The organism is Lysobacter sp. F60174L2, assembly GCF_052547135.1.
In genome coordinates this window covers 492586-504583 of sequence record NZ_JBQWRA010000002.1, presented here as the reverse complement: position 1 = coordinate 504583, position 11998 = coordinate 492586, and the positions used below count along the sequence as shown (strand labels likewise).

Genomic DNA, 11998 nt, shown 5'->3' with positions numbered 1-11998 from the left:
AGTTGGCCGTTCGACGTGCGGGGCGGGTCCGCAGCGATACCGGCCTGCCCTTGACGCGGGTCAAGCTGCGCCATCGTGCCGAAAACGCCGCCCGGGTAGCATGGCCGCAACAGGAGGCGCGCATGCACGGTGAGTACAAGGTTCCCGGTGGCAAGCTGGTGGTGGTCGATCTGGAGGTGGCGGATGGGCGACTGTCAGCGGTCCAGGTGAGCGGCGATTTCTTCCTCGAACCCGACAGCGCATTGGACACCATCAACGCCGCCCTGCTCGGCCTGCCCGCCGACCGCGACGAGCGCCAGTTTGCCGAGGCGGTGGAAAACGCGCTGGGTCCCGAGGTCAGCCTCTACGGCATCACCCCGGAAGGGGTCGCGGTCGCGGTGCGCCGGGCGCTGGATTCCACCCCGACGGAGTGCGCGTCATGACCCGCAGCATCTGGGCCGACCACGACTGGCAGGTCATCCACACCGCACCGCAACCGCCCGCGCTGCACATGGCGCTGGACGACGTGCTGACCGACGAAGTCTCCTCGGGACGTCGCCCGCCTACCCTGCGCATCTGGGAATGGGCCGGCCCGGCGGTGGTGATCGGCCGCTTCCAGTCGCTGCGCAACGAGGTCGATGCCGGGGCCGCCGCGCGCCACGGCATCGAGGTGGTCCGGCGCATCAGCGGCGGCGGTGCGATGTTCATCGAGCCGGGCAACACCATCACCTACTCCATCGTGGCGCCGGCCTCGATGGTCGAGGGCATGAGTTTCGAGCAGGCCTACGCCTTCATGGACGAATGGGTGCTGGCGGCGCTCGCCGAACTCGGCATCGACGCCTGGTACCAGCCGCTCAACGACATCACCTCCGCCGCAGGCAAGATCGCCGGTGCCGCCCAGGCGCGCCGCGGCAAGGCGGTGCTGCACCACGTCACCATGGCCTACGACATCGACGCGGCGAAGATGCTCGACGTGCTGCGGATCGGCCGCGAGAAGCTGTCCGACAAGGGCACCACCAGCGCCAACAAGCGCGTCGACCCGCTGCGCAGCCAGACCGGCCTGCCGCGCGAGGCGGTGATCGAGCGGATGCTGGAGGTGTTCACGCGCCTGCACGGCGGCACGCGCGACGTGTTGCGCCCGGCGGAACTGGAGCGCGCCGAAGCATTGGCTGCCGGCAAGTTCTCGACGCCGGCGTGGACCGGGCTGGTGCCCTGAGTCGGGCACTCATTATCCGGTGATGGGCTCACCGTCATCGGACGGAATTGCCTGCCCGGAACGGCGCCGCCCGCGTCTCGCCCAGTACCAGGGCATCGCGATGCCGAGCCCGGCGTAAGTCCACATCGGCAGCGCGACCAGGAATGCCGCGCCGCCACGCAATGGCAGGTCCAGCACCATCAGGATCACGCTCAAACCCGCCGAAACCCCTGCGACGCACGCCATCAATGCGTAAGCCCCGGCTTCCGACGCGGTGTCGTATCGCTCCAGCCCGTCCACTCCAGCGCAACGCAGCGCGTGCACATTGAGCCGCCAGATCAGCACGGCCATCAGGCCGAAACCCAAGCTGTAGATAAGAAAGGCAAGCTGCAGGTCGGCGCCGGGGCTGGCGGCTGAAAGCTCCAGCTCGCTGGGCACCCAGCCGCCGGTGAGCAACGCCAGGAAGCTCGACATCACCATCCTCAACGGATAGACATAGATCAACACCACCATCACCAGCGCCAGGCTCAGCAGCACCGAGCGACCGTCCTCCAGCGCGTGGCGGTTGCGCCACAGCCGGTGCGCGTTCCAGAACATCCCCACCAGCGCGAAGCACACGACGAACACCGGCACCCGCCGCAACGCCTCGCGCAGCTCCGCCACGGAATCGGGCAACTGGTTGTAGGAGATCACCAGCAGGGTCAGCGAGAACGCGAAAGCCGCATCGACGAACGTATCTAGCCGACCCTGGCAGGACGGTGCCGGTTCCGCGCGCCGACCTCCATTGCGATCCGGCACCAGGCCTGGATGCGGATGTGCCGGAATCCCGGTTTGATCGCCATTCTGATCCACTACGCCCATTCCCCTCGCGGCCCCACCCGGAATATCCATCGTCGGCGCGCGGTTGTCCAACGCGATCAGGCGGACGCGAAGGCGGCGACGAGCAGGTTATTCAGCCCGCCGCAGGCCAGGCCGATCACGGCACCGACGACCAATTCGGACACGTCGTGCCGGCGCAGCACCAGCCGCGACCACGCCACCACGACCGTGGCCAGCAACAATGCGACGAAGGCCCATGGATGCGGCCAGACGATGCACGCCGCGAAAGCGGCAAACGCCACATGCAGCGAGCTTTTCAGCCGACCGCGCAACAGTTGTGCGATCAGTACGATCAACCCCGACAAAGCAATCGCGATGACGATGGCAGGATGCGAACCGGTTGCCGCAAGCACGGCCGCCAGCGCCAGCAACACTCCCGACGCGAACCGGTTGAGCTGGGACCGCTCGTGCACTTGCGACGCGTCGATGTGGGACCAGCGACCGGAGCGGGCCTGCCACCCGCTGTAAAGCATCACCACCACGGCCGCCGCCACCGCGACCGCAGGCGCTCGCCACACCAGCTCGCCTTCCCCCTTTGAGGCGCCCGCAGCGATGGTCGCTGCAACCGCCATCACCACCGCAGGGTGGATCAGGATCGAGGCGAAGCGGGCGGCATGGTGGGAGAGCCCGGGTACGCGGACAACGGAATCGTCCACCGGCACTGAAGTGGCCCGCATCCGCTTTTCAGCCATGGTCAACTCGGCACGGGTCGAGGGTTGGGTGCTTCATGCAGGCACGCGAAGTCAGACGTGCTGGTCGATCAGGATCTGGTTGCCATCCGGGTCCGCCAGCATGAAGCTCGCCGGCCCCGAAGTTGCCTCGTCGGCCTCGCTGGCCAGTGCAACGCCCTGCGCCTTCAGCTGGCGCTGCAGCTCGCGGACATCGGTGAACGCAGGCAGCTCCCTGGCGTCGCCGTCCCAGCCCGGATTGAAGGTCAGGATGTTGTCCTTGAACATGCCCTGGAACAGCCCGATCACCGTGCTGCCGTTCTTCAGGATCAACCAGTTCTGCTCCTGGTTGCCACCCCACACGGCAAACCCCAGCTTCTCGTAGAACGCGCGCGACGCAGCGATGTCCTTCACTGCGAGGCTGACGGAGAAATTGCCCAGTTGCATGTTGATTCCTCGTTGCTGGTCGCGATTCGCCGGCCCGCTTCAGGAAGCAGCGTACATCGGCAGGTATCCCACCGCGGAAACCCGTCTCCAGGACCGGACGCTGGCGTGGTACGCGGTCGCCGCACCGACGTGAGGGGCGACCGCGCCGGCTACTGGTGCACCAGGATATTGACGAGCTTGCCGAAGGGATCGCGGACATAGAACCGCCGCACGCCCCAGGGCTCATCGACCGGGCCGTATTCGACCGGGATGCCGGCGGCCTCGACCCGACGCAACGCCTCTGCCATGTCGTCCACCTCGATCGACAGATCCGGCACCGGCGTGTCGGAGCCACCCTCGCTGGCGACCCCCACCTGCACCGTCATCCGTGCCGACGAGGCATACGTGCGCAGCCAGCCGTGGTCCATGACCAGGTCGAGACCGAGGATGTCGCGGTAGAACGCATCCGCCCTGGCGACGTCGGTGGTCATGATGTTGGTGACGATTCGCTGGACTTGCATTGGCTTTTCCCCTGGCTTTTACGGAGCACCGAATGTACCCAACGGTGGGACTTCCCGTGATTGCGAAGCCGGCAGTCGGTGGGCGGCCACCTGCAACGCGGCCCGGCGTTTGCCGGGCCGCGCGCCATCAACAAGTCGCGCTGCAACTACATGATGCAGCCTGGGTAGTACTTCGATCGCAGGGTGACCTCACCCCAGCCCGGATCGCCGCAACCCCACATCCGCACGCCCACCACGTTGCCTGCGTCGTCGTAATACACCACCGAGGCCGACGGGATCGCACCGACCCCTGCGCTGGTGCTCATCGCCATCCCGCTCAGGGCCAGGAAGCATCCCAAGGCCAACCACCGCGCGCATCGCATCGACTGCTTCATCGACTGTTCTCCATGAATGGCGTCGCCAGGTCGACCTACTGGCCGACAACGAGGCGACGCTTGCGATCCCCTGCGCGGCCGAGCGTCCGATGCAGTTGCTTACCTGCCCGTCGTCGGATCGTTACGCATGCGTTTGATCCGGGCACGCGTCACAGTTGCTGCAGTCATCAACTCCGCCAGCGCCGTGGCCACGTGGATGCCGCCGCAGGCTCTACCGTTCCATTGGCATAACCCTGTGTTGCCGCGACACCACGCCTGCCCGACGTTACGCGGGAGACAATGCGAACTGTTCTCAACAGCACAGCGCGCCAAGGAGCTTTCATGCCAACCGCCCGAGCCGACATCACCGCCGAAGTCCTCGGCCCCACCCGACTCATGAACCGCCTGGCCAAGCACTGGGCGCACAAGTTCGAGGTCGAGCTGGACGAAGAACAGGCCGTCATTCCCTTCCCCGCCGGCCGCTGCGTGCTGCGCGTCGATGGCGCTCTGCTGCACGCGACGGTCGAGGCCGACGACCCCGAGGTGCTGGCAAAACTGGAAAACGTCGTCGCCGATCATCTGATCCGGATGGCGAAGGAACCTTTGGAGATCAGCTGGCAGCGTTGATTGCGCGGCAAGAACGATAGTGCGCTGAAAATGCGGCGTGCCATCGGAGGCGGGCTACACTCCGCGATGTCCAGTTCCGGACAAGGAGAAAACATGACAAGGATGTGGGTAGTGCTGGGCGATGCCACCTCGAGCGGTGGGCAGGTGATCAGCGGGTCACCCTTCACCGATGTCGACGGCCAGCCCGTCGCCCGGGTCAATGACAAGGCTACCTGCCCTACGCACAAGGGCACTTTTCCGATCGTCGACGGCGACCCGACCACCATCATCGACGGCGAGGCGGTGGCGTTGCACGGCAGCTCGCTGGCTTGCGGTTGCAAGGTGCTGGCGGTGAAGCAGATGCGGGTGTTTGTGGATTCCGGCAGTGACGCCGCAAGCGCAGTAGCCGGTGGCGGTGCGGCGAGTGCCAGCGCTACGGCGGTCGGTGTGGCCGTGGCGCCCGCGGCAATAGCGGCCGCCAACGAACAGGCTACCTTCGATGAGCAAATCCGTTTCGTTGGAGCAACCGGAGTTGCGTTGTCGAACATCGGCTATGTGCTGCACCTGGAAGATGGAAGCAGCATTGATGGAGTGACCGATGACGATGGCCGGACAGGGCGCGTCGCGACCCCTGCTCCGGTGGGCATTACACACGCCGAGTTGCTGGCGCCGACGCAGGCCTCCGGTTGCTGCAGCGCTACCGGGCTTCCGTCGAAACCGGTTCAGCTGGCACTGAGCAGCGTCGCCACCAATGGCAACCAGGTTGGAACGTCGGTCCAACAAGCCAGCGTCGACAAGGCCGAGGATCGGGCGCTGACCAGCGGCGAGATCGCTATGGCCCGCCAGGTATTCGGTGAGGCAATCGACTATCGCTCGGTCAAGATCCACAACCACGGCTACTGGATGTTTTTCGGCTTCCAGCGGGACGACACGGCAACTGCGCCCAATGGCGAGATCTACTTACCGCAAGACCTGTTCAAACCAGACTTCTCGCTGCTCGGGCCGACCGAGCAACGGTTGTTGATACACGAGCTAACCCATGTATGGCAGTACCAGCTCGGCTATCCGATCAAGCGCATCCGGGCTATCCGCCCCTCCATGAACTATTCGTACACGTTGGGGGTTGGACAGAAGCTGCGCGACTACAACATGGAAGCCCAAGGCAACATCCTCGCCGATTACTACACGCTGAAAGTACACGGCGACAAGCGTGCTCTTTACGAGACGCAGTACATGTTCACCACCTTCGACATGCTGCCGACGTATGAGCAGACCCTGTCGGAATTCCTCGGCAATCCACACGACACACGCAGCCTCCCACAGGTGACCGAATGATGCGTACGACGACACTCATGGCAGGCCTGCTCCTTCCGATCGCAGGCGGCTGTACCCAACCTTCCGACCTGTATCAGCGCGCAATCGTCACGATTGTAGATGGCCAGGTATGTGTGGCGGTTACGAGCGACGGTAATAACCCGTCCAACTCAACGAGGCTCGCAGGCCTGACCCTGAGTCGACTTTCGGGAGATCGGACCGAAGCTGTCTGGGAGCTTGATTTCACCGCCGCACCCCGGTCTTTTGTTATCTCCCCCCAGGAATGCTTGCGTCCCGGCGAGCCACATGGCGAAGGCGTGACCGAGGTGCTCCTGGCAAAGCCCGTCCCCGGCGAGCGCTACATGCTTTCCATAATGGGGGCCGTGCTTACCAATGAGCCCGATGATGACGGGTGGGTTACCCGCCTTTACCGCGAGAACTTCTGTCTGAAGCAGAATGTCTTGAGCGAGACGTCGATTGTCTCCGTGCCCTGGGGTGCTGGCCGTCCACGATGGGAAGTCTGCACGGAGTAAATTTGGATGCTTCCCATCAATGCCGCTTCCCGCGCGGGACGCGAATGGCGCATCACGTCGCTCATCCTGGGCGCGATGTCCGTTCTCGTTCCAGCCGTCTACTTCGCCCACATGCACGCCGGGTTGCCGGAGCCGGATCCGGCATCAGGCGCTGGGATCTGCGGGATGCCCCTGCTTGGCGCACTGCTTCTGTCGTTGGCGGCTTGCTTCGTTTTGTCGCTGTTCGCGCTGATTGTCGGGACGATTGGCTACTTGAGATTGGAGCCGCCACGCTCGCTGTCGCGACGGCTTGAACTGTGTGTCATCGGACTGCCTGCCTTGCTGATGCTCGCTACCGCCCTCGCCTCCGCGATCCTCGAATAAGCGCCGGAGCGCAACTGCGCAACCCATGTCAATCCGCATTCGCGACGATGGCCCCGCGGCAAAAAGGAGGACTCGCCCGATGCAGCAATTCCGTAACCGGCTTGGCCATGCGGCACGACTCGACCGGGTGGTGGCCTACATGGCGGAGCGGCTGGACCAGCCACCGACGCTGGAGCAACTGGCCGCGGTCGGGCACTTCTCGCCCTGGCATTTCCACCGCATCTATCGCGGGCTGATGGGCGAGACGGTCGCGGAGACGTTGCGACGCATGCGCCTGCACCGCGCCGCGTCGGAGCTGCTGCACGGCACGGCCACGCTGGCAACGATCGCGCGGCGCTGCGGGTATTCGGCAACGGCGCCGTTCAACCGCGCGTTCGTGCAGGCGCACGGCATGCCTCCGGGTGAGTACCGCCGCCGCGGCGGGCTGGGCGCATCTGCCCCGCCTGTCCCCAACCGACAGCACGAGGACAGACACATGGACACCCACGCATACCCGGTGAGCATCGAGACCCGCCCCGACATCGACGTCGCCGCCCTCGCCCACCGTGGCGATTACGAGAAGATCGGCACCACTTTCGAAAAGCTTGGCGCCTGGGCGGCCGGGCACGGAATCGCAGAAACGCGCTCGTTTGGCGTGTACCACGACGACCCGGACACCACCGACGAGGCGGACCGGCGATCGGATGCCTGCATCCAGATCGATCCGGGGGTGGCGCTCGACGGTGCGGTACGGCATGCGCGAATCCCGGGCGGCCGCTATGCCGTCCTCGTCCACACCGGGCCCTATGCCGAACTGCCCAACCCGTATCGCTGGCTGTTCGGCGAGTGGCTGCCGGGCAGCGGCGAGGAAGCCGGCGACGGCCCGATGGTGGAGGAATACCTCAACGACTGGCGCCGGCTACCGCCGTCGGAGTGGCGCACGGCGGTGTGCCTGCCGCTGCGATAGGTGCGGCGCAAGCGCGGCCCGGTGCAGCTGAAGCAGGCTTCAGTGTTCGGGCCGCGGCCCCGGCCCGCCGGTACCGCGCAGGGGCGGCGGCGCGTCGGGGTCCGACGGGCTCCCGGGTGTCGGGTCGACAATGGGATTGTCGGGTTGTCCGGGCCGGCCTGGCGTGGGGTCGATGATCGGTTTGCCGGGGCGACCGGGCACGGGGTCCACCGGACGGTCCGGGGTGGGATCGACAGGGCGGTCGGGCGGCGGGTCGCGGACGGGATTTGGAACCTGTCCCGGGACCTCACGCGGGTCGTGCACCGGGGAGACGGATGGGGGCATGGAGTCCTCCGTGGCATTTGGCGCAGGGGCCAATGCAATGAGCGGAGTGTCATCTTCCCTCCGCTCTTGTAGGAGCGACGTGAGTCGCGATCGCCTCGCCACCGGGATCGCCGTGCGATCGCGACTTACGTCGCTCCTACAGGTCGCGTGGACAGAGGGTAGCCCCCGTGCGGGCGTAGCATGGGCGCTGCCGGAATCCAGCGGCGCATGCCCCACAAACCAGGAGCGTTGCCATGAAACACATCAAGCTTGCCGTGCTTGGCGCCGTCTGCGCCGCGGCCATCAGCGGCCCTGCCCTCGCCGAACTCAAGCCCGGCGACACCGCGCCGGCATTCACCGCGCCGGCCTACCTGGCGGGCGAGGCGTTCACGTTCGAGCTGGCCGACGCACTCGCGCAGGGGCCGGTGGTGGTGTACTTCTTCCCGGCCGCCAACACGCCGGGCTGCAACGTCGAGGCGGCGCTGTTCTCGCAGGCGGTCGACAAGTTCAAGGCGCACGGTGCGTCGGTAATCGGCGTGACTGCAGGCAATGTCGACCAGTTGGCCGCGTTCTCCAACGACACCGAAACCTGCGGCGGCAAGTTCCCGGTCGCGGCCGACACCGGTGCGAAGATCGCCGCCGAGTACGACGCGGTGCTCGACAAGAAGCCCGAGTGGGCGGACCGGACCTCGTACGTGGTTGCGCCCGACGGCACGATCGCCGCGGCCTATTCCGACCTCAATCCCAACCGCCACGTGCGCGAGATGCTTGCCGCGGTCGAGGCGCTGGAGAAGTAGCCACGCTGGACGTGCGCGCCTGCTAACCCCGGAACGTCTGCAGGTGCACGCTGGTCTCGCTGTTGCTGATCCCGGGGATCTTGCGGATGCGTTCGAGCACCTTCGACAGCTCGGCCAGGTCGCCGACGCGCAGCTCGGCGACGAGGTCCCAGCGGCCGTTGGTGTCGTGCAGTTCCGCGACACCGGGCTCGCCCAGCAGCGCGCGGATCACCGAGTGCTGGTTGCCCTTGACCGCCAGGCTGGTCCAGGCGCGGATCTCGTCGGGCGCGGCGTCGGGCCGCAGGCGCACGGTGTAGCCGGTGATCACGCCGTCGCGCTCCAGCCGCGCCATGCGATTGGTGATGGTGCCGCGCGACACGCCGAGCGCCTGCGCGAGGCTGGCGACCGGCGCGCGGGCGTCGTGGCGGAGCTTGGCGATCAGGCGTTGGTCGAGGTCGTCCATCTGCGCAATCCGTCAACGGAGGCTGACACTTTGCCAGCTTTCTGGCGGATATGCCGCAATCCTGCCGTTTCGCACTGACACCCGGGTCCGGACAATGGGAAGTGTCCACGGCGCCCGCTGGCGTCGACGCATCGAAAAGGAGCCCGACATGACCACCCTTCTGACCACCCACGATGTCGCCAAAATCGTCGCCACCCACGGCCTGCCGCAGATGTTCTCGCGCCTGATGGACTACCTGGAGGCCGACTTCGCGCGCTGGAATGACTTCGACAAGAGCGCCCGCACCGCCGCGCACTCCGACGTGGGCGTGATCGAGCTGATGCCGGTCGCCGACGACAGGGAGTACAGCTTCAAGTTCGTCAACGGCCATCCGGAGAACTACAAGCACGGCCTGTCGACGGTGATGGCATTCGGCGCGCTGGCCGACGTCGAGACCGGCATGCCGACCGTGCTCAGCGAACTGACCATGACCACCGCGATCCGCACCGCGGCGACTTCGATCATGGCCGCGAAAAAACTCGCCCGTAAGGACGCCAAGGTGATGGCGCTGATCGGCAACGGCGCCCAGAGCGAGTTCCAGGCGCTGGCCTTCCACCACATGCTCGGCATCGAGGAAGTGCGCCTGTTCGACGTCGACCCGGCCGCCACCGACAAGCTGGTCGCCAACCTCGCCGGCGCCGCGCCGAAGCTGCGCGTGGTCCGCGCCGCCGACACCCGCGAGGCCGTGCGCAGCGCCGACATCGTCACCACGGTGACCGCCGACAAGAAGAACGCGACCATCCTGACCGCCGACATGATCGAGCCGGGCATGCACATCAACGCCGTCGGCGGCGACTGCCCCGGCAAGACCGAGTTGGACCCGGCGATCCTGACCGCGGCCAACACCCGGACCTTCGTCGAGTTCGAGCCGCAGAGCCGGATCGAGGGCGAGCTGCAGCACATGACCGCGGACTTCAAGGCCACCGAGTTCTGGCGCGTGGTCGCCGGCGAGGTGGCCGGACGCACCGCCGCCGACGAAGTGACCCTGTTCGACTCGGTCGGCTTCGCGCTGGAGGACTACTCGGCGCTGCGCCTGGTGCGCGACCTGGCCAACGAACTCAAGCTCGGCAGCAAGACCGACCTGGTGCCGGTGATGGCCGACCCGAAGGACCTGTTCGGGGAGTTGATGGGGACGAAGGCGCGGCAGCAGGCGGCGTAAGCGCTGCAGCCGACGTGATTCACGAACGCCCGCCGCGGGATTGCGGCGGGCGTTTTTGTCTGGTGCGACGGGGTCCGATCGCGGCGGAAGCCCGACAAGTGGCCAACCCGTGTCCGAATCGACGCGCATACTGCGTTGCGCTACAGGTCCCATCCGGCTTTTCGACCCCCAGAGGAGAAACCGATGATCCGCACGCTCGCAGTCACACTGGCGCTCGCCACCGCCCTCCCCGCCCTCGCCCAGGACGCCCCGCCGGAGATGTCGCCCGAAGAGGCGGCGATGATGCAGGCCTACCAGCAGGCCGGAACGCCCGGCCCACAGCACGCCGGACTGGCGAAGACCGCCGGCACCTACGACCTGGCGATCAAGAGCTGGATGGCTCCCGACGCACCGCCGACCAGCGAGACCGGCACCGCCGTGCGCTCGATGATCCTCGGCGACCGGGTGATGACCGAAAAGGTCGAGGCGACCATGCACGGCCAGCCCTTCACCGGCCACGGCATGACCGGCTACGACAACGTCACCGGCAAGTACTGGTCGACCTGGAACGACAGCATGTCGACCGGGCTGATGGTCAGCGAAGGCACCTGCGACGATGCCGGCGCATGCAGCTTCACCGGCAGCTGGCACGACCCGGTCAGCAAGCAGGAGGTCTCCGCGCGCATGACCACGCATTGGACCAGCCCGACGGTCGAGGTGTTCGAGATGTACGGGCCGGGACCGGACGGCAAGGAACACAAGATGATGGAGATGACCTACACCAGGCGGTGAGGCCTCCGTACGGTTGAACGATCCGGCCCGCGCTCATCGCGGGCCGGATGGTTTTGGACGACGCCGACCCTAGGCCGTCGCCAGCAGTTCCGCATCCTTTGCCGCCGCACGCTGGAACGCCGGGCGCGCCTTCGCGCGCTCGATGTACTGCTCGATCACCTCGCTCTTCGGCACCAGCCCGAACTGGGTGGTCCAGTTCAACGCGGTGCCCCACAGCACGTCGGCGGCGCTGAATCGCTCGCCGAGCACCCACGGGCCCTTGGCGATCTGCGCCTCGAGCGCCGCCAGCATGCTGTCGAAGTCGCGGTACGGCGAGATCATCGGCTCCGCCGGTTCGCGCTTCTGCGAGCGGTCGACCACCGCCGGCTCGAAGCACGAGGCGTAATAGACCATCCAGCGCAGGTACTCGCCGCGCGCGGGGTCGCCGATCGCCGGCGCCAGCCCCGCCTCCGGGAAGCGGTCGGCGAGGTGCAGGTAGACCGCGACCTGCTCGGTCACCACGATGTCGCCGTCGACCAGCGTCGGCAGCTTGCCCAGCGGATTGAGCGCGAGGAACTCCGGGCGGCGCTGCTCGCCGGCCTGCAGGTTGACCAGCTCGATGCGGTAGTCGACGCCGAGTTCCTCCAGCATCACGCGGGCACCGGCGGACCGCGAGTGCGGATGGTGGTAGAGGGTCAGTGCGGCAGAATCGGTCACGGGGAACT

General features: G+C 66.6%; 17 protein-coding genes. 10 read left to right on the top strand and 7 right to left on the bottom strand.

Annotated features, from left to right (window positions below; all coding sequences use genetic code 11):
* Nucleotides 1-122: 122 nt before the first annotated feature.
* The gene (locus tag ACT9AS_RS07475) at nt 123-422 is read left to right on the top strand and encodes a biotin--protein ligase (RefSeq protein WP_445099488.1); all 300 of its coding nucleotides are present in this window, start codon (nt 123-125) and stop codon (nt 420-422) included.
* Nucleotides 419-1195 carry a lipoyl protein ligase domain-containing protein gene (locus ACT9AS_RS07470; RefSeq protein ID WP_445099487.1) on the top strand — a complete coding sequence of 259 codons (777 nt, stop codon included), beginning with the start codon at nt 419-421 and terminating at the stop codon, nt 1193-1195. Before ACT9AS_RS07475 ends, ACT9AS_RS07470 begins: the two co-directional genes overlap by 4 nt.
* A gap of 12 nt (nt 1196-1207) precedes the next feature.
* On the opposite strand, the gene ACT9AS_RS07465 is transcribed toward ACT9AS_RS07470, so the two are convergent.
* The 5 genes from ACT9AS_RS07465 to ACT9AS_RS07445 all read right to left on the bottom strand — a co-directional run bounded on the left by ACT9AS_RS07465 (nt 1208) and on the right by ACT9AS_RS07445 (nt 3973).
* Nucleotides 1208-2086 (bottom strand): TMEM175 family protein, encoded by an 879-nt coding sequence (locus ACT9AS_RS07465; protein ID WP_445099486.1) that lies wholly within the window; start codon nt 2084-2086, stop codon nt 1208-1210.
* A 5-nt stretch (nt 2087-2091) separates the two neighbouring features.
* Nucleotides 2092-2745 (bottom strand): phosphatase PAP2 family protein, encoded by a 654-nt coding sequence (locus ACT9AS_RS07460; RefSeq protein WP_445099485.1) that lies wholly within the window; start codon nt 2743-2745, stop codon nt 2092-2094.
* 51 nt (nt 2746-2796) lie between these two features.
* Nucleotides 2797-3168, bottom strand: coding sequence for a VOC family protein (locus ACT9AS_RS07455; RefSeq protein WP_445099484.1), 372 nt, complete (start codon nt 3166-3168; stop codon nt 2797-2799).
* 149 nt (nt 3169-3317) lie between these two features.
* Nucleotides 3318-3668, bottom strand: coding sequence for a VOC family protein (locus ACT9AS_RS07450; protein WP_445099483.1), 351 nt, complete (start codon nt 3666-3668; stop codon nt 3318-3320).
* Between the two features lie 146 nt (nt 3669-3814).
* Nucleotides 3815-3973, bottom strand: coding sequence for a DUF6289 family protein (locus tag ACT9AS_RS07445; RefSeq protein WP_445099482.1), 159 nt, complete (start codon nt 3971-3973; stop codon nt 3815-3817).
* A 390-nt stretch (nt 3974-4363) separates the two neighbouring features.
* Here ACT9AS_RS07445 and ACT9AS_RS07440 point away from each other — a divergent pair, with 390 nt between their 5' ends.
* The 6 genes from ACT9AS_RS07440 to ACT9AS_RS07415 all read left to right on the top strand — a co-directional run bounded on the left by ACT9AS_RS07440 (nt 4364) and on the right by ACT9AS_RS07415 (nt 8883).
* The gene (locus tag ACT9AS_RS07440) at nt 4364-4648 is read left to right on the top strand and encodes a DUF2218 domain-containing protein (RefSeq protein WP_445099481.1); all 285 of its coding nucleotides are present in this window, start codon (nt 4364-4366) and stop codon (nt 4646-4648) included.
* Nucleotides 4649-4714: 66 nt separating this feature from the next.
* Nucleotides 4715-5962 carry a PAAR domain-containing protein gene (locus ACT9AS_RS07435; RefSeq protein ID WP_445099480.1) on the top strand — a complete coding sequence of 416 codons (1248 nt, stop codon included), beginning with the start codon at nt 4715-4717 and terminating at the stop codon, nt 5960-5962.
* Between the two features lie 17 nt (nt 5963-5979).
* Nucleotides 5980-6474, top strand: coding sequence for a hypothetical protein (locus tag ACT9AS_RS07430; protein ID WP_445099479.1), 495 nt, complete (start codon nt 5980-5982; stop codon nt 6472-6474).
* A 6-nt stretch (nt 6475-6480) separates the two neighbouring features.
* Nucleotides 6481-6837: a hypothetical protein gene (locus ACT9AS_RS07425; RefSeq protein WP_445099478.1), complete on the top strand. Its 357-nt coding sequence runs from the start codon at nt 6481-6483 to the stop codon at nt 6835-6837.
* Between the two features lie 79 nt (nt 6838-6916).
* Entirely contained in the window at nt 6917-7783 is an 867-nt protein-coding gene (locus ACT9AS_RS07420; RefSeq protein ID WP_445099477.1) for a GyrI-like domain-containing protein, read from the top strand.
* 557 nt (nt 7784-8340) lie between these two features.
* The gene (locus tag ACT9AS_RS07415; RefSeq protein ID WP_445099476.1) at nt 8341-8883 is read left to right on the top strand and encodes a redoxin domain-containing protein; all 543 of its coding nucleotides are present in this window, start codon (nt 8341-8343) and stop codon (nt 8881-8883) included.
* A gap of 22 nt (nt 8884-8905) precedes the next feature.
* Here the strand turns inward: ACT9AS_RS07415 and ACT9AS_RS07410 are convergent, their stop codons facing one another.
* Nucleotides 8906-9325, bottom strand: a complete 420-nt coding sequence (locus tag ACT9AS_RS07410) for an Lrp/AsnC ligand binding domain-containing protein (protein ID WP_445099475.1) — start codon at nt 9323-9325, stop codon at nt 8906-8908.
* 148 nt (nt 9326-9473) lie between these two features.
* Here ACT9AS_RS07410 and ACT9AS_RS07405 point away from each other — a divergent pair, with 148 nt between their 5' ends.
* Complete coding sequence (locus tag ACT9AS_RS07405) at nt 9474-10523, top strand: ornithine cyclodeaminase (RefSeq protein WP_445099474.1); 1050 nt, start codon at nt 9474-9476, stop codon at nt 10521-10523.
* Between the two features lie 183 nt (nt 10524-10706).
* Nucleotides 10707-11294 carry a DUF1579 family protein gene (locus tag ACT9AS_RS07400; RefSeq protein ID WP_445099473.1) on the top strand — a complete coding sequence of 196 codons (588 nt, stop codon included), beginning with the start codon at nt 10707-10709 and terminating at the stop codon, nt 11292-11294.
* 69 nt (nt 11295-11363) lie between these two features.
* On the opposite strand, the gene ACT9AS_RS07395 is transcribed toward ACT9AS_RS07400, so the two are convergent.
* Complete coding sequence (locus ACT9AS_RS07395; protein WP_445099472.1) at nt 11364-11990, bottom strand: glutathione S-transferase N-terminal domain-containing protein; 627 nt, start codon at nt 11988-11990, stop codon at nt 11364-11366.
* Nucleotides 11991-11998: the final 8 nt, after the last annotated feature.